The 16131-nt window shown below is 57.5% G+C and carries 13 protein-coding genes and 1 pseudogene; 10 read left to right on the top strand and 4 right to left on the bottom strand.

Annotation, left to right across the window (positions count from 1 at the left end):
* Positions 1–386: 386 nt before the first annotated feature.
* Entirely contained in the window at positions 387–932 is a 546-nt protein-coding gene (locus tag RA157_RS16805) for a hypothetical protein (RefSeq protein WP_350334269.1), read from the bottom strand.
* Positions 933–1370: 438 nt separating this feature from the next.
* Here RA157_RS16805 and RA157_RS16800 point away from each other — a divergent pair, with 438 nt between their 5' ends.
* From RA157_RS16800 to RA157_RS16785, 4 genes and pseudogenes are all read left to right on the top strand, one after another.
* On the top strand, positions 1371–1859 hold the full coding sequence (locus RA157_RS16800; RefSeq protein WP_350334268.1) for a hypothetical protein: 489 nt from the start codon (positions 1371–1373) through the stop codon (positions 1857–1859).
* Positions 1860–1883: 24 nt separating this feature from the next.
* Positions 1884–2759, top strand: a pseudogene (locus tag RA157_RS16795) (UbiA family prenyltransferase); the annotation flags it as partial.
* Between the two features lie 4 nt (positions 2760–2763).
* Entirely contained in the window at positions 2764–3240 is a 477-nt protein-coding gene (locus RA157_RS16790; RefSeq protein WP_350334267.1) for a GtrA family protein, read from the top strand.
* A gap of 6 nt (positions 3241–3246) precedes the next feature.
* Positions 3247–4572: a hypothetical protein gene (locus RA157_RS16785; RefSeq protein ID WP_350334266.1), complete on the top strand. Its 1326-nt coding sequence runs from the start codon at positions 3247–3249 to the stop codon at positions 4570–4572.
* A gap of 30 nt (positions 4573–4602) precedes the next feature.
* Here RA157_RS16785 and RA157_RS16780 read toward each other — a convergent pair whose 3' ends face one another.
* Positions 4603–5505: a LysR family transcriptional regulator gene (locus RA157_RS16780; RefSeq protein WP_350334265.1), complete on the bottom strand. Its 903-nt coding sequence runs from the start codon at positions 5503–5505 to the stop codon at positions 4603–4605.
* A gap of 170 nt (positions 5506–5675) precedes the next feature.
* Between RA157_RS16780 and RA157_RS16775 the strand changes: the two genes are divergently transcribed.
* Together RA157_RS16775 and RA157_RS16770 are read left to right on the top strand one after the other, a co-directional pair.
* Positions 5676–6848 (top strand): aromatic ring-hydroxylating oxygenase subunit alpha, encoded by a 1173-nt coding sequence (locus RA157_RS16775; protein WP_350334264.1) that lies wholly within the window; start codon positions 5676–5678, stop codon positions 6846–6848.
* Positions 6849–6853: 5 nt separating this feature from the next.
* A complete protein-coding gene (locus RA157_RS16770; protein ID WP_350336234.1) occupies positions 6854–7666 on the top strand; it encodes a 3-methyl-2-oxobutanoate hydroxymethyltransferase in 813 nt (270 codons plus the stop codon).
* A gap of 113 nt (positions 7667–7779) precedes the next feature.
* Here the strand turns inward: RA157_RS16770 and RA157_RS16765 are convergent, their stop codons facing one another.
* A complete protein-coding gene (locus tag RA157_RS16765; protein WP_434058453.1) occupies positions 7780–8769 on the bottom strand; it encodes an isocitrate lyase/PEP mutase family protein in 990 nt (329 codons plus the stop codon).
* 95 nt (positions 8770–8864) lie between these two features.
* Between RA157_RS16765 and RA157_RS16760 the strand changes: the two genes are divergently transcribed.
* The 4 genes from RA157_RS16760 to RA157_RS16745 all read left to right on the top strand — a co-directional run bounded on the left by RA157_RS16760 (position 8865) and on the right by RA157_RS16745 (position 15198).
* Complete coding sequence (locus RA157_RS16760; RefSeq protein WP_350334263.1) at positions 8865–9731, top strand: LysR substrate-binding domain-containing protein; 867 nt, start codon at positions 8865–8867, stop codon at positions 9729–9731.
* Positions 9732–9944: 213 nt separating this feature from the next.
* On the top strand, positions 9945–11219 hold the full coding sequence (locus RA157_RS16755; RefSeq protein WP_350334262.1) for an efflux RND transporter periplasmic adaptor subunit: 1275 nt from the start codon (positions 9945–9947) through the stop codon (positions 11217–11219).
* Between the two features lie 3 nt (positions 11220–11222).
* Complete coding sequence (locus RA157_RS16750) at positions 11223–14348, top strand: efflux RND transporter permease subunit (RefSeq protein ID WP_350334261.1); 3126 nt, start codon at positions 11223–11225, stop codon at positions 14346–14348.
* A complete protein-coding gene (locus RA157_RS16745; protein WP_350334260.1) occupies positions 14335–15198 on the top strand; it encodes an ABC transporter six-transmembrane domain-containing protein in 864 nt (287 codons plus the stop codon). The genes RA157_RS16750 and RA157_RS16745 overlap by 14 nt, the downstream gene beginning before the upstream one ends.
* Here RA157_RS16745 and RA157_RS16740 read toward each other — a convergent pair.
* Positions 15195–16088 (bottom strand): LysR substrate-binding domain-containing protein, encoded by an 894-nt coding sequence (locus RA157_RS16740; protein WP_350334259.1) that lies wholly within the window; start codon positions 16086–16088, stop codon positions 15195–15197. The two genes, RA157_RS16745 and RA157_RS16740, sit on opposite strands and share 4 nt — an antisense overlap.
* Positions 16089–16131: the final 43 nt, after the last annotated feature.

The following is a 16131-nucleotide window of genomic DNA, read 5'->3' as shown; positions in this document are numbered from 1 at the left end:
CCGCACCATGACGGAAAAAACCTCAATTAACGCTCTAAAGCGTCGCGAACAGCTTTATGACTTTCGGCGATTCTGTCCAGTTTTTTTTGGTTAACAGAGTCTTACCCCGGAGATGCATAACCGGACAGAGCAGACTCATAGCCTGTTTTGCAGGCGTAACGCGCAGACTATGGGGTCAGTTGCATATAGGGGCGAAATCCTGCGCTAAGCAATTTCGTGGTCTCAGCCCCACTTGAACTTGCAGGATAGTCCAACCCGCAAACCTTTGATCTGCCTCACAGCGTTTTCGACCAAGATAGACCGTTGTTCAACTGGGACACGGAGGTCGGCTGTGAGGACGAAGTGAGCTTTTGTCGCAACTGCTCCAATGTCTGCTTGACAACTTTTCATACGTCGTGCCGACTAATCAATCGCCGATCATGGAACACTATGAGTGCTTCATTGAATGCCTCAATCTTTACTATTAATCTACGTACTTCATCCAAAAAGCCGTCACGATTGAGGGGGTGTTCCAGCATACTAGGGTCATCGAGAATCATTCGTATCTCGCTTCGAATGGCGTCCTTTCCCAAAAATCCATCCGTGATTTCAATAAGCTGGTCATATTGGCGCAAAGACTCACGGCCAACTTCTTCGAAGAAAGTTCGGATTTCTACTAACGCAGTGTGCGTAGCTTCTCTACTATCCTCGTACTGCGATCTAAGCACCTCAACTAACTCAACTTTTGGGCTCTTCTCTAGCTTTCTAAGCGTGCCAAGCATTCCGGTGGGAACAAAGTAGAGTTCTCGAATCTTGGTGTTCAACTGCTCTTGTTTTTGCTTCGAAAGGAGTTTCGAAAGAGCCGAAACCCCACCAGAGCCGTCTTGCACCAATCCTATGGCGCTCGATAGTAGGTTAAAGAGTGACATGGTTGAAGAAAGGCTGAATGACATTAGCGGACCTTCTTTACGAATTGACCACACCAGCAAGACGATAACATCTGACCGCAGCAGTACTATGGTTGATCATTACCTCACCCGGTTTTGAGTAAGCTGACTTTGGGCCACACTGCAGCATCGGTCAATATGGACTCGAAGCTGCCATTTTCCGCACCGCCGAGAGCTTGGCGCAGGATTTCGCCCCTCTATGCAACTGACCCCACTATTGCCATACTCCACATCAGCCTCAGCATACATTACCACAATTATTATATGTAGAATTTTATATAATAACCATATGCGTGTTTTGTCGAAAATTTCCCTTTAAATTCAGCTCTCTTTTATTTTACCTAAGGTCGAAGTCCGGTTGTTTTTTCGGATTTTACACGTTTATTCGAGGCCTTGATGCAACCCCTTATTGTAGATCTTGACGGCACTTAGGTGCAGACAGACATGCTGTTTGAAGCCTTTGTTGTAACCCTGTTCAGCCGCCCGTTTGTTGCTCTGCGCGCTCTGTTTGCGCTTGCGCAGGGCAAGGCCCGTTTCAAACAGGTTCTGGCACACCAGCTCGATGCAGGTCGCCCGGAAAACCTTCCCTATCGGGATGACCTTCTGGCTTATCTGCATGAGGAAAAGCAGCGGGGGCGGCAAATTCATCTGGTCAGTGCTGCGGATCAGTCCATTGTCACGGCCATTGCCTCCTGGCTCGGGATCTTTGATTCCTGCGCGGGCAGCAAGGGGACGATTAATCTCAAAGGTGCCGCGAAAGCCCGCTACCTGAAGGACCGCTTCCCCGACGGCTTCGCCTATATCGGCGACAGCACGGCAGACGTGACCGTATGGCGCGAGGCAGACGAGATCCTGCTCGCTGGCAACAATCCTGCTGCAAACCGGTCCGCTGTCAGGCTTAACAAGCCGATCACCCGGCATTTCCCGGACTAGGCGGGCAGCACCAGTTCTCGTCTATGGCTGTGGGTCAAGGCAGCGCGGCTGCATCAGTGGAGCAAGAGCGCCCTTCTGTTCGTGCCGATGATCCTAGGCGCGGCTTATACAGACCCCGCCGTGATCCTGACCGTTCTTGCAGGCATGTTTGCGCTCGGCCTGGTGGCATCCGGCACCTATATTCTCAACGACCTGTCGGACCTTGATGCCGATCGCGCCCATCCGACGAAACGCAACCGGCCCTTTGCCTCCGGCACACTCAGTCTTTCAGACGGTCTTGTTGTTGGACCCGTTGCAATCCTCACAGGTCTGATTGCCGGTTTTGCCCTGTCGCCGGTCTTTGCGGGCAGCCTTCTTGTCTATCTCGTGATGACGCTGGCCTATTCCTGGCGCCTCAAGCGGGTGGCCCTACTGGATACCATGATTATTGGCGGGCTTTTCACCCTGCGGATTGCCATGGGCGGCGTGCTTGCAGGGGTAACCCCGTCTCAGTGGCTGCTGACGTTTTCCATGTTCTTTTTCTTCTCTCTGGCACCGGCCAAGCGCCATGTGGAGCTTGAGCGCAACAGGCAGCAAAAGAAGCAGACCATTGCCGGTCGCGGTTACCATGCCAGCGATGCGATCCTGACCCTTGGCCTTGGCCTGGCGTCTGCGGCGGCCTCAATTCAGGTTCTGGTGTTCTATCTGGTGTTCGAGGCCATGCCGGCCGGTATTTATACGGCCACCGGCTTTCTCTGGGCCGCGCCGGTGATGATCCCGCTCTGGCTGTTGCGGGTCTGGCTGCTGGCTCATCGCGGCGCGCTGGATGATGACCCGGTCACCTTCGCCGTAAAAGACAGAACCAGCCTTGCGCTCGGCGGCCTTCTGGCCCTCGCAATGGCTGCGGCAACGCTGGTGTAACCCCATGAGCACAGACATTTCTCTGAAAAAAGAGCCCGGGAAGGGGAGACAGGAGAGGGGCCAGGAGGGGAGGCTGATCGCGGCACTCCGCAGCCTTGCCGTCGAATTCACCCGCTTTGTGCTGAGCGGCAGCGTTGCAGCCTTTGTCAATCTGTTCTCACGCTGGCTCCTGAACCATGTGATGCCTTTTGAGGCGGCCGTTGTTCTGGCCTATCTGATTGGCATGGTGGTCGCCTTCCTGATGTTCCAGAGGGTTATCTTCCGGGCCGGAAACCGCGACACAGCCGGGCAGGTGCGCCGCTTCCTTGTGGTTCATGCGGTGGGGATTACCCAGGTCTATCTCATCAGCTGGGGCCTTGCGGACTACGGTTTCCCCGCCATCGGCTGGACATGGCACGCGGAAGACATTGCCCATTTCATCGGCGTCGCAACCCCGGCGTTCTCCAGTTATATCGGCCACAAGTTTTATACATTCCGGTAGGATTTCATGTCTGATACCAGCACCCGTTCACAGGCCGGTTTTCAAGGGTTCACCGTCCCAGCTCGATTACCCGATTATCTGATGGACAGCCTGCTTGCCGGTCTGGTTCTCGCGCTTCTTGGCCCGCTCTTCTACCTGACGGCCAGCGAGGTTGGCGGCACCAATTCTTACGCGGCTCTGGCGGCCTCCTTTCTGGATGGACGGCTTGATGTGGACCGCTGTTTCGATGTGGATTGCGCCACCGGCCCTGACGGGCGCAACTGGGTCATCTTCCCGCCTTTCCCGGCCCTGGTGACCATGCCGTTTGTGGCCCTGTTCGGAGCAGGCTTTTCCGGCTTCCACCTGATTGCATTAGCCGCTGTCTTTCTGGCGAGCCTCCTGTGGCGGCGGATATTCCTGTCGCTTGGCCTCAACAGGCGCGGCAGCCTCTGGCTGACGGCGGCCCTTATTTTCGGCTCCCCGGTGCTGTTTGTGGTGCTTCGGGCTGACATGGTGTGGTTCTACGCCCAGTCCATTGCCTTTCTTCTGGTCACAGCAGCCCTTTATGAAGCGCTGCACAGAAAACGCCTGCTGCTCATCGGCCTCTATATCGGGCTTGCCTTTCTCACCCGGCAGATGTCTGTTTTCTACGCCCCGCTGATGCTGGTCATGGTCATGGACCCCGGCCGGACCGTATTCCGCATCGACCGGGAAGTTCTCTGGAAGACCCTCCTGATCGGGTTGCCTATAGCTGCGGCCATTCTGGCCTATTTCGGCTATAACTGGGTGCGTTTCGGTTCTGTGACAGAAACCGGTTACCGCTATCTGATTGATCCCAATCTGGGTCTTGTGGAGGGCGATATTATCGCCAGCCGACTGAACACGATCGGGCTGTTCTCAACCGATTATGTCCTGTTCAACACGGTGTATCTGTTCCTGCAGGGGTTCCACCTGGATTTCACCGGCCCCGTTGCCCTGACACCTGTGGGCATGGATCGCTTCGGCACCTCGCTTCTGGCCGGAAGTCCTTTTGTGCTCCTGGCACTGCTGGCACCTGTCCGGCGGGAGATGGTCGTGGGCTGGCTGGTGATTGCGCTGATTACCGGCATCACCCTGTTCTATCACTCAAACGGTTATACCCAGGTCAATGTGCAGCGCTATACGCTGGACTGGCTGCCCATTCTGTTCCTGTTTCTTGGCTGGGCACTTCGGGCCCCCGAGGCCAAAGCCACGGCAAACGGACAGACCCTGCAGGCTGATACAGGAGGCCGGTTCGATGTGGCGCGCCTTCTGATCCTCTACAGCCTCACCCTCAACCTGGCCGCAATCGGTTTCACAGCCCTGTTCGGATAGGATTTTATTCCTATTCGTAGATGCAAGCCGCTAAGGGCCGCCTTCCTTGAGAATCGACAGAAGGGCGGTAATGGTGCGGGGGCGGGGATACCATTCGGGGTAGACCAGGTAATATCCCGCCTGGCTGGTCACCGAACGGGAACCGATACGGACCAGACCATGCTGGGCTTCAAACGCGTCGGTCAGGCCGGTCATCCCGAGTGCAACCCCCTCGCCATTGCAGGCGGCGTCCAGCACATAGAGATAATTGTCGAAGGCCGTGACGTTACAGGTGCTGAGATCAGGTGCGGGAGACCGCTTGCGCCACTCGGACCATGTCATCCACGGCTCGTGCCGTGCGTCCGTTGGTTGATCAAGCAACGTCACAGTCTGCCAGGTTTCAGCTGAGTGCAGATCATGGGTCTCCACAAGCTCGGCAGTGGCGACAGGGTAGACTTCCTCGGCAAACAGCCGGTGGGCCATCATGCCCGGCCAGTGCCCGCGGCCAAACCGGATAGAAAAATCCGGATTGCTGGTGCTGAAATCCTCGTAATCCTCAGAAATCAGCAGATTAAGATGCGCACCATCAAGTGCCTTGCGCAAGGCGGGCAAGCGGGGAACCAGCCACAGATTGGCAAAGGCGAAGGTGGAGCCTATGAGCAGCTTCTCAGTGCCGGTGTTCCTGAAAATCTCCGACAAGGCCGAGATTCTCTGTAACGCCTCGCTCACCACCTGCTGCATCTGCTCGCCTTCAGCCGTCAGGGTCAGCTGGTTGTTATTGCGGTGGAACAGCCGTATCTGAAGATCAGCCTCAAGGTTTCTGATCTGGCGGGTGACCGCTGGCTGGGCAATCTTCAACTCACGGCTGGCGCGGGTGAAATTCAGATGACGGGCAGCGGCCTCAAACACCACAAGGGCGTTGGCTGGCGGCAATGTGTCTTTCAGTCCCGCCATGACAGGCTCCCATTCTCTCCACTATAATTTTGTTATGGTCTGCAAAATTTTTTGTGCTGTCAATCCGTGTCGTTCTCCGGCTTACTGTTCCTGGAGCCGGGTGCCGGATATGGCGCTCACACTAATCGGGGGTAATAATTATAAGACCTACTCCCAGGAGGAGGGCCAATATGTCTGCTGATCATGCCATGCTGCACGAGATCGCCCATGATCCGGACGGGCGCAAGGATACACTTGCTGCGTATTACTACACGGATCAAAAGGTTATGGAAGCAGAGGTCAATGATCTGCTCTATAACAGCTGGCAGTTTGTCTGCCACGTCTCGGACATTGCCGAACCGAAGGATTTCTACGCCTTCAGCCTGCAGGGGCAGGAGTATTTTCTGACCCGCACCACAGATGGTGACCTGAAGGGCTATCACAATGTCTGCCCCCACCGCGGGCACAGGCTGGTCAACGGGTCCGGCCGCAAATCCGTTATCACCTGCCCCTATCATGCCTGGACCTTCGGGCTTGACGGCAATCTGCGCGGTGCGCGCGGCGTTGACCGGAAAGCCAGTCCGGAGCGCCATCAGTTGATCCCGATCCGGGTGGATGTGTTGCTGGGCCTGGTCTTTGTCTCGGCCAATCCGGATATTCAGCCCCTGGCGGATTATGCGCCGGGGATGGCTGCCCAGATGCTGCGCGCCTGCCCGGATCTCGCCGATTATGTGGTCAACCGGGATGGGGCTGAATTTGGTCACACCTATCTGTGCGATGCCAACTGGAAAATCATGCTCGACAATTATCTGGAGTGCTATCACTGCCAGATGGCCCATCCTGAATTCAACGAGATGATGGATATCGGCAGCAGCACCTTCTCAATGTTCCCGAACTACACCTATCAGAATGCCCCGACCCGGATGAAAGCCGATAATGCGGCCTTTCCGCTGGATCTGGATCATGATGTGCTGGTCGGTGAGTTCTGGTGGATGTTCCCCAACATTGTCTTTGGCCAGTTTCCGGGCACCCGCAATTTCTATGTCTCGCGGTTCGATCCGCTGGAGCCAGGCCGGACCTCACGCTACACGCTGTCGCTGAAGCCAAAAGAGCCCACTGATCCGGGTGCTGCGGAACGGGAACGACTACGCTCTATCTGGACCACCACTGTGGTCTCGGTTGAGGACAAGGAACTGTGCGAAAATGTCCAGCGCGGCATGAACCAGCGCGGGTTCAAAAACGGCTGGTATGTGAATGACCCAGGTGATCACGGCATTTCAGAGCATGCCATGCGCCACTTCCACGACCTTTACCGGGCCTGGGCAGATAAGGCAGGCAACCGTCGTCAGGGAGAGACCTTGTGAAAAACATGTATACCTACGGCATGCAGCCCACTCAGCGTCTGCTGACCATCAAGGATCTTCAGGACAACAAGGGCATCCGCAAATATTCCATGGCAACCGCCATCAGCCGGGATGAGGCCGAGGCCTGTGCCGCTGCAGGCATCCACACCATTTCGTGCGACTATGATGATTACGATGTGGTGCGGGCCGGGGCTCCAAACGCGCTGATCATCACCGCCTTGCCTCCGACCCAGTTTGCCACAGACGAGGAGATCCTGAGGGCGGCACTTTCGGTCATGGAGCGGGGCAGCGATGCCCTGTTCACCACCCGCGGCCTCCGCAGTATTGAGAAACTGGCGCACGAGGGGTTCAGCGTCATGAGCCATATTGGCGTCAGCCCGCGTCATTCCACCCGCTATGGCGGCATGAAGGCCGTGGGCAAGACTGTCGAAAGCGCCAAGGAGGTTCAACGCCGCTTCCGCCAGCTTGAGGATGCCGGAGCCTTCGGGGTCGAGGTGGAGCTGATAGCCGGAGAGACACTGGCGGAGATTTCAAAACGCTCCAGCCTTGTGACCTTCTCCATTGGCGCAGGCGCCGGTGCGGATGTTATTTTCCTCTACACCAATGATATCTGCGGAGAGACCGAGACACTGCCCCGGCATGCAAAATCCTATGGCAACCTCGCAGCCATCCTGAAGGAGGCCCAGGCTGAACGGATCAAGGCCCTGACCGCGTTCCATGAAGACGTCCTGTCCGGCGGCTTCCCGACCGCCGACCACGCCGCAAAAGTCACCCCGGACACCCTCGCCGCCTTCGTGGCCGAGCTGGACAGGGAATAATACCAACGGATGCAGCACCATGACAAAGCTCTAATATGGCCTAATATAAGTTTTATATCATGCCATATGGCAGTGCTATGCGATATGAGGGCAAGTGGCAATTCTGCTGGATCTCAGCCTGCAATCTGACGCTCACTCACCATCTGACTGCTTACATCCGCATCCGATATCGCCCTCTCCGCATAGTCTGAGGTCCCACGTTCTTTCAGCTCTGTCGCCGCTCGTATCATCTCGCCAAGCCCGGCGCGCGCCAAAGATCCGCCTGTGCTAACGCGGCGAACGCCAGCCATCGACAGATCGCCTATTGAGCATGAGGCACTGGTCAGCCCAACGACTACATTAACAGGAACCGTGACCGCTTCGCACACTGCACGAACCGCTTCAATATCGGGAAGGCCGGGCGCATAAACCACATCGGCTCCTGCATCCTCGAATGCCTTCAGCCGGCAAATCGTGTCAGCAAGATCCGGCCGACCACAGATGAAGTTCTCAGACCTTGCCGTGATCAGGAATGCCTTCATGGATTTGGCCGCGACAGCCGCACGTATCCGCTCAACGGCCAATTCAAAGCTGTAGATCGGGTCCTCCGGATCCCCGGTCGAATCTTCAATCGCACCACCACATAACCCGATTGCCTCCGCTTCACGAATGGTCTGCGCCACATCCTCCGGCCTCGAACCAAAGCCGTTTTCCAGATCAGCCGAAACGGGGAGGGACGTTGCTGCAACAATGGAACGCGCGTTATCCAGAACCTGACGGCGCGACAGACTGCCACTCGAATCCCGCACTCCCATTGAGATTGCAAGCCCTGCGCTGGTGGTGGCCAAAGCCGGAAAGCCCAGCTTTTCCAGAATTCGAGCCGTTCCGGCGTCCCAGGCGTTAGGCATCAGGAACGCACCGGCCTCACGATGAAGGCGGGCAAATTCTGCAAGTTTTCGTCCATGTGCCGTCGGCTGGATTGACTGACTCTGCGCCTTGAGATCAAGAGAGGTTTTTTCCGATCTCCGGATTTGACGTGTTTGCCAGTCCGTTTCCTGCTTCTCTATTGCCACTGATGACATGCGTGTTGCTGCAAACATGCTTCGTGCAAGAATATCCAACATTATGATCACCTCCACAATCAGGGTAGAGGTGCTTCAGATAATTTCACAAACGAATTAATTTGCTAATCATGATGAATTTTTCTTATGATTATCCTATGAAACGTGACCTTGAAATAGACCTTTTGAGATCTTTTGTGGCCGTCTCAACCCACCTCAATTTCACACAGGCAGCGAATGCAATTGGTCGAACCCAGTCAGCGGTTAGCCTGCAGATCAAGAGGCTTGAGGAAATCGTCGGAAAAGGCCTCTTCGAGCGGAGCCGTCAGTCTGTGGTGATGACGCATGCAGGAGAAACACTGCTGGTTTATGCCAACCGTATCCTCACCATGAATGATGCAGCACTTTCCCATATCCAGCGCCCGGAGGCAGCCGGTGTCGTCCGGATAGGGGCTCCGGATGACTATGTAACATTCCTGCTGCCTCCTATCCTGTCGGCCATTAACAAGGAATATCCCCGGCTTCAACTGGAGGTTATTTGCGACAATACCTGTGATCTGCTCCCACAGCTGGGCAATGGATCGCTTGACATCGTTGTGGCCACTCATCCGATGAACTCTGTAGCTGGGGAGATTGCACGCTATGAGCCGCTGCACTGGGTCGCCGCCCCGGACTATGTCGACGACCCTACAAAGCCGCTGTCACTCGTCCTGTTCCCAACCGGATGCGTCTGTCGTCAGATTGCGCTGGACGCGTTGAAACGCATTGAACGGCCATGGCACGTGGCTTATTCCACCCGGAGCATCGGACTGATGGAGAAAGCCATTCTCGAAAATTCCGGTGTCTCGATGATGGAAGCATCAGTCATCCCCGACAGCCTTAAGATCATCGACAGACAGAAGGGATTTCCCCCACCAGCCAACGTGGCTATCTCCGTCCATCGTCAGGGGGCAGGGGAATCTCATGTCTCACTCGTGGCCAATTATCTTCTGGAAAAGCTGGCCATACCCAATCGGGAGATATAGAGCATATCCCGTTTTGGCTGGCCTCCTGATCGATGCCTGGCAGTTCATTCAGCAAGAAGGGACAAAGCGCACGCGCTGGTCGGCCGGGCAAGCTCATTGACGATGAGTTGGAAAGTTATCCTGAGGTCTGTTTTCCCGTCATTCGCTCTTGCCACCGTATCGCATGCGTCTTACATAATGAACGGACGTTCATTCATTTATGTGAGGCAGGATATGGCTCGAGACGTGGTTGGGGCCGATCGACCGGACAATACGGCAGAAAATGCAGCAGAGAATGGAGAGGGGGCAGAGACCGAGACCTCTCGTGATCGGCCCTCTCATAATCGACACTCTCATGGCCGGACATCCTGGCTGTCCCGATCGCTCTGGATTCTGGGCGCGATGGCTGTTCTGTTCGGGGTTCTCGTGATCCTCGACGAGATGGAAGACACGGTTGATGTCACCACCCGTGACACCCCGCCTCCCTTGCCATTGGTCTCTGTGACGTCTGTTCCTGTTGCGCCTGAAACAGTCACCGTCTCGGCGTTCTCTGAAATCCGGCCGCGCTGGATGGCTGAGGTGCGGGCTGCGGTCTCTGGTCGGGTGTTGCGGGTGAATGATACGGCGCTGGCAGGCGAGCGGGTGGTCGCCGGGACAGAGCTTCTGGTGATTGAGGGCAGCCGCTACAAGGCGGACCTGGCCGCAGCCGAGCAGGCTCTTGCAACCGCCGAGCTGACCCTTCTGCAGGCCCGGAATGCCACCTATCTGGCCCGACGGGAGTTTGAACGCACCGGCACCAAGCCGGCCAATGACCTGGCATTGAAACTGCCACAGCTTGATATTGCCAGACGCGCGGTCACTTCAGCCGAGGCCCAGGTTGCAGCCGCCCGCCAGCAATTGGCGGATACGATTATCACAGCGCCGTTTTCAGGCTTTGTGACCGCACGGTTCGTCAGTCCGGGCCAGAGCGTCAGCGTGGGCGATCCTCTGGTGACCCTGGCTGATGACAGCCGGTTCGAGCTGACCGTTGAGCTCGGCGCGCGGGACTGGGGCCTGCTTGAAGCCTCGCTTGCGGGGCAGATGGCGGAGATTGTCGACAAGTCCGGTGCCCCCATCGCCCAAGCCAAAGTGCGCCAGGGCGGCGGGTTTCTCGATGAAACCACGCGGCAATACAAGGTGTTCCTGGTTGTTGAGGGAGATGATGCCGCCAAGGTGCTGGGCGGGGATTTTGTCCGGGTTGTCCTGAAAGGCAGCACTGTCAGCCACGCCCTTGACCTGCCCGCCTCCGCCCTCAGTCAGGACGGGTTCCTGTGGCATCTGGATGATAAAGACAGGCTCCGGCGTCTGACACCTGACATTCTCACCCGGCGGGAAAACCGGCTGATCATCAGGGCACCGGAAGGGACAGACAGTCTGCGGGTGGCCACAATGCCTCTGATTTCGTTCCTTCCCGGACAGAAAGTTGCGCCCACCGAGGCGGATACGGATACAGACGGGGAGGCCCGTTAGGCCATGCATGCGCTCACCGGCTGGTTTATCCGCAATCCCGTTGCCGCCAATCTTGTGATGGTGCTGATCCTGTTTCTCGGCATCAAGACCGCGCTGACGATCCGTATTGAGGGCTTTCCGCGTGTGCCGCCGGAAAGCGTCATCATCACCACAACAGCGCTCGGGTCATCCACGGCCCAGGTTGATGAACTGGTCAGTCGCCGCATTGAAAAGGCACTGGAGGGCTTGGAGGGTGTGCGCAGCATCACCGCCCGGTCTCATGAGGAGCTGTCGGTGGTGATTGTCCGCCGGGCCGGGGGGCAGGACCTGCAGATCCTGCTCGACAAGGTCCGCCTGCGCATAGATGGCATTGCCGATTTCCCCCAGAGCGTCAGGCGACCGGTGATTGAGACCGGCGGTTTTGACTTCCCCGCGCTCTACGTCAACCTGCATGGCAGGACTGATCCTCTGAGCCTGCAGATTCTGGCCGAGCGGTTTCGCGAGGCTCTTCTGGCCCGGCCGGAGCTGTCGCGCCTCAGGATCTGGGGGCTACATGACCGGGAAATGCGGATAGAGGTTGAGCCACAGGCACTGGAACGGTTCAACCTGACCATTTCCGATGTGGTCGCGCTCATCCGCAAGAGCTCGCTTGATTTCCAGTCCGGCAGCCTGCGCACCAGTGGTGGCACCATTGCGCTCCGCACCGACGACAAGGCCCGGTTCGCCAGCCAGTATGAGGCCATTCCGGTGCTTGAGCGGAAAGATGGCAGCGTCGTGCCGCTGGGCGATATCGCCCGGGTGAAAGACACCTTCCGCGAGGGAGACACCCTGTTCCGTTTCAACGGCGCGCCCACGGCAGGGATGGAGGTTCTGGTCGGACAGAAGGAAAATCTTCTGAAAATCTCCCGCGTGGTTGAGGAGGTGGCCGAGCATTTCCGCCCGCAATTGCCTCCCGATGTGCATGTGACCATCTGGGGAGACGCGTCCGGCTACATCTCTGACCGGCTCAGCCTGCTGCGCACCAACGGGGTCCAGGGCCTGTTTCTGGTTCTTGTGGTGCTGGCGCTGTTTCTCAATCTGCGCCTGGCTTTCTGGGTGGCCATGGGCATCCCTATTTCCGTGATGGGAGCTCTGGCTGTGGCCGGGTCAAAATGGGTGGATTACTCGCTCAATGATGTCACCACATTCGGCCTGATCATCGCTCTTGGCATTCTGGTGGATGATGCGGTCGTGGTGGGGGAGAGCGTCCATGAGGAGCGACAGAAAACCCCGGACCGGTTTCTCGGCACAGAACGGGGCGTCGACAAAGTGGCAACAGCCACCGTCTTTGGCGTTCTGACCACCATTGCCGCCTTCTATCCCATGCTGCTGCTGGATAATCCGCTGGGTAAGGTGCTGGCGGGGTTTTCCGGCATTGTGATCCTGGCGTTGATTTTCTCGCTTCTGGAAAGCAAGTTCATTCTGCCGGCCCATCTGGCGGCCACATCTCTTGACGCGCGACCGCGCTTTCCGCTGGCGCGTCTCTGGGGTGGCATCCAGAATGGCGCGCAAACGGGTCTCCTGTGGGTACGGGACAGGCTCTACGCGCCGTTGCTGCGGGCAGCCATCCGCCAGCGTTATGCGGTGTTTATCCTGTTTATCGCCTCTGGCACGTTGGGGCTCGGGCTGATCGGGCTCGGCAAGGTGAAAACGGTCTTCTTCCCCGAAGTGCCGGGGCAGGTCATCACCATCAACCTGAAAATGGATGCCCGTGCGCCCTTTGCCCTGACCCGCAGCCATATGGAGCGGTTCGAGGCCATCGGCAACAGTCTGAACCGGGAGCTTGCAGACCGGCACAACCTGTCAACACCACCAATCCGGGCGCAGTTCCTCATCATCGAGAGCGCCAAGTCGGCCCAGCTCTATGCCGAACTCCTGCCAGTGGCCGAACGCCCCGGCGTAGCGGTGACCGATGTTGTGGCACTCTGGCGGGACCGCATCGGCCAGGTGGAGGGGGCAACCGAGCTGGATGTCACCGGCTCAGAAGAACTGGCGGGCGGCTTCCGTATCCGTCTTTTCTCCAAAGACCCGGTTCTGCTGGCCCGGGCCAGCGATGAGGTGCGGGCTTTTCTTCAGACCATAGACGGGGTTGGAAACCTGCGCGAAACACTCTCAACCGGCGAACCGCAGCTTGATATCCGCCTGAAACCCGAGGCCCGGTCTCTGGGGTTTGATACGGCAACCCTGGCAGCCCGTATCGGCTATGCCTTTGGCGGTGCCGAGGTGCAGAAAATCAACCGCGACGGCACCGAGCTGCGGGTACTGGTCCAGAACAGCAGCGAGGCACGGGACACCATTGACGACCTGCTGCAGACGCGCCTCAGAAACAGGGCCGGGGACTGGATTCCTCTGCAATCGGTCGCTGATATCCATGGCGGCTATGTGGCGGGCATCATCCACCGGCAGAATGGCAAGCGGGTCAACACCATTGCCGCCAGTATCGACCGCAACCGGGCCATCCCGGACGAAGTGGCACAGGCCGTCTTCGAGCAACTTGCCCCGAAACTTCAGGCCAAATACCCGACCGTCGAGATCAAGCGGGCCGGAGAACTTGAGGAAATGGGCGAAATCCGGGGCGGCATGGTCGAGGCGCTGCTGGTGGCCGCTGTGCTAATCTATGTGCTGATGGCCATTCCGCTGAAATCCTATTTCCAGCCGGTGCTTATTCTGGCCATTGTGCCATTCGGGTTTATTGGCGCAGCCATCGGCCATCTGATCATGGATCTGAGCCTGTCGCTGTTCTCGTTCTTCGGCATGCTGGCGCTCACCGGTGTGGTGATCAATGACAGTCTGGTGATGATGACCCGCTACAATCAGGCCCGCGGCGACGGGTTGTCCGTGGCAGATGCAATAGAAGAAGCAGGCACAGGCCGGTTCCGGGCGATTTTCCTCACCACCGCCACAACGGTCATCGGTCTCACCCCGCTTCTGACGGAAACCTCAGAGCAGGCACAATATCTCATCCCCGCCGCCGCATCTCTGGCGTTCGGCGAGTTATTCTCAACCGCGCTGATGCTGGTTCTGATGCCGGTGCTGATTGTCATGACGGAAGATGTGAAAGGGCTGTTTGCAGCAGAGAGGCGGCAGGAAACACATCATGCTGACCGGTAGATCCATCACCATTCAGAGCCTTCTGACCGTCTTCCTGAAACGGATCAGCCTGACCTGGCTGTTGACCCTGTGCGAGACGGCACTCACCGCTCTGGTGCCGTTGTTCATTGGCTTCGCCATTGACGGGCTCCTGTCCGATGACACCACAGCTTTTGTTCAGCTTGCAGCACTTCTTGCCGGGCTTATCGTGGTGGCGGTGATCCGGCGGATCTATGACACCCGCGCCTATGGCACAATCCGGGTGGAGGTCGGCCAGGCATTGGTAAAGCGGTCAGGCGATATGCCCGTCTCCCGGCTCAATGCCCGTCTCGGCATGGGGCGGGAGCTGGTGGATTTCATCGAGGAGAATGTCCCCGCGCTGATGGTCTCAGCCGTCCAGCTGGTCGTATCGCTGGTTATCCTCTACGCGTTTGATCCCATGCTGGCGCTTTCGGCGCTCGTCGCAACCGCCGGCATGATCGGGCTCTACAGTCTGTTTCACCGGCTATTTTTCCGCCTGAACGGAGCCCATAACCAGCAGACCGAGCAGCAGGTGCAGATTCTGGAACGGAAATCCCCAAGGGCCATCCTCGCGCATTTCCAGCGCCTGAGACAGATCGAGGTCAAACTGTCGGATACCGAAGCCGTGGTCTATGGCCTGATCTTTGCGGTGCTTCTCGGCTTCATCCTGTTCAATCTCTGGTTCGCGGCCACCGCCACCAAAGCCAGTACCGGCACGCTCTTTGCCATCATCTCCTACTCATGGGAATTCGTAGAAGCCGCCCTCATCCTCCCCGCCAGCCTGCAGGACTGGTCCCGCCTGTCAGAGATCATGGGGCGGATCAACGGGGAGAGACCGGACATGCCCTAACCGGAAGCAAGCACCGTCAGGAACGAGCGAACCATCGGGCTCTCGAGCCGGGCGTTGGACAGAACACAGACATAGTCTTTTTTCATCGGCAGATGATGCGGCGACGGCACGACGAGTGCTCCGGCGGCGATGTCCGGCTGTGCGAGGACAGAGGGCACAAGCGCAATGCCAGCGCCGCGACGGGCCAGAGAAATTGCCAGCGAGATATCGTTGGTACACAGGCCGGCATCGGACAAATCAGCCTCTGAACAGCCTGCAACGCGCCGCCATTCCTGCCAGAGAGGTTCACTGGCATAGCCCGGACCCCATCTGATGTGGATCAGGTATGCGTCCGGAATAGTGTTCAACGTGCCATCCACTCCCGCATGCTGATCCCGAAACGCAGGTGTGCAGACCGGGACAGCCACATCCGAGAACAATGTCTGATGGTGATATCCGGCATAAAGTGCCGACCTGTATGTGAGGCGGACGTCGATGGCCTCACGTTCAAAGTCAACCGGGTCATCTTCAACACGAATATCCAACGCAATTCCGGTTTTCTCGCGAAAAGCCGTCGCTCTCGGCAGAAACCAGAGATCCGCGAGCGCAGGCAGAACACTGATGACCAGCTGTCGGCTGTGCCGTTCATTCCGGACAAGTCTGGCCGCATCAGACAGCTCACCAAAGGCGCGGGCCAGTCTGGGATACATCATCTCGCCCGCATCTGTCAGATAGATCCGGTTGCCTTTGCGAACGAACAGCTTCTTTTCCAGATGCTCTTCCAGATTCTTTATCTGCAGACTGACAGCAGCGGAGCTGACACCAAGCTCCTGACCTGCAAGCACAAAACTGCCGCATCGCGCCGCCGCTTCAAATGCACGCAGGCCGGTGAGAGAGGGAAGGTTGATCATATTGCCTCTACTTTTTCTTATGATACCCAATAATTAATCTGGT

Origin of the sequence: Coralliovum pocilloporae, assembly GCF_030845175.1 — a bacterium.
Lineage (GTDB): Bacteria > Pseudomonadota > Alphaproteobacteria > Rhizobiales > Cohaesibacteraceae > Coralliovum > Coralliovum pocilloporae.
Note: the sequence above shows the minus strand (reverse complement) of the source record. Positions and strands in the feature narration are given on the sequence as shown.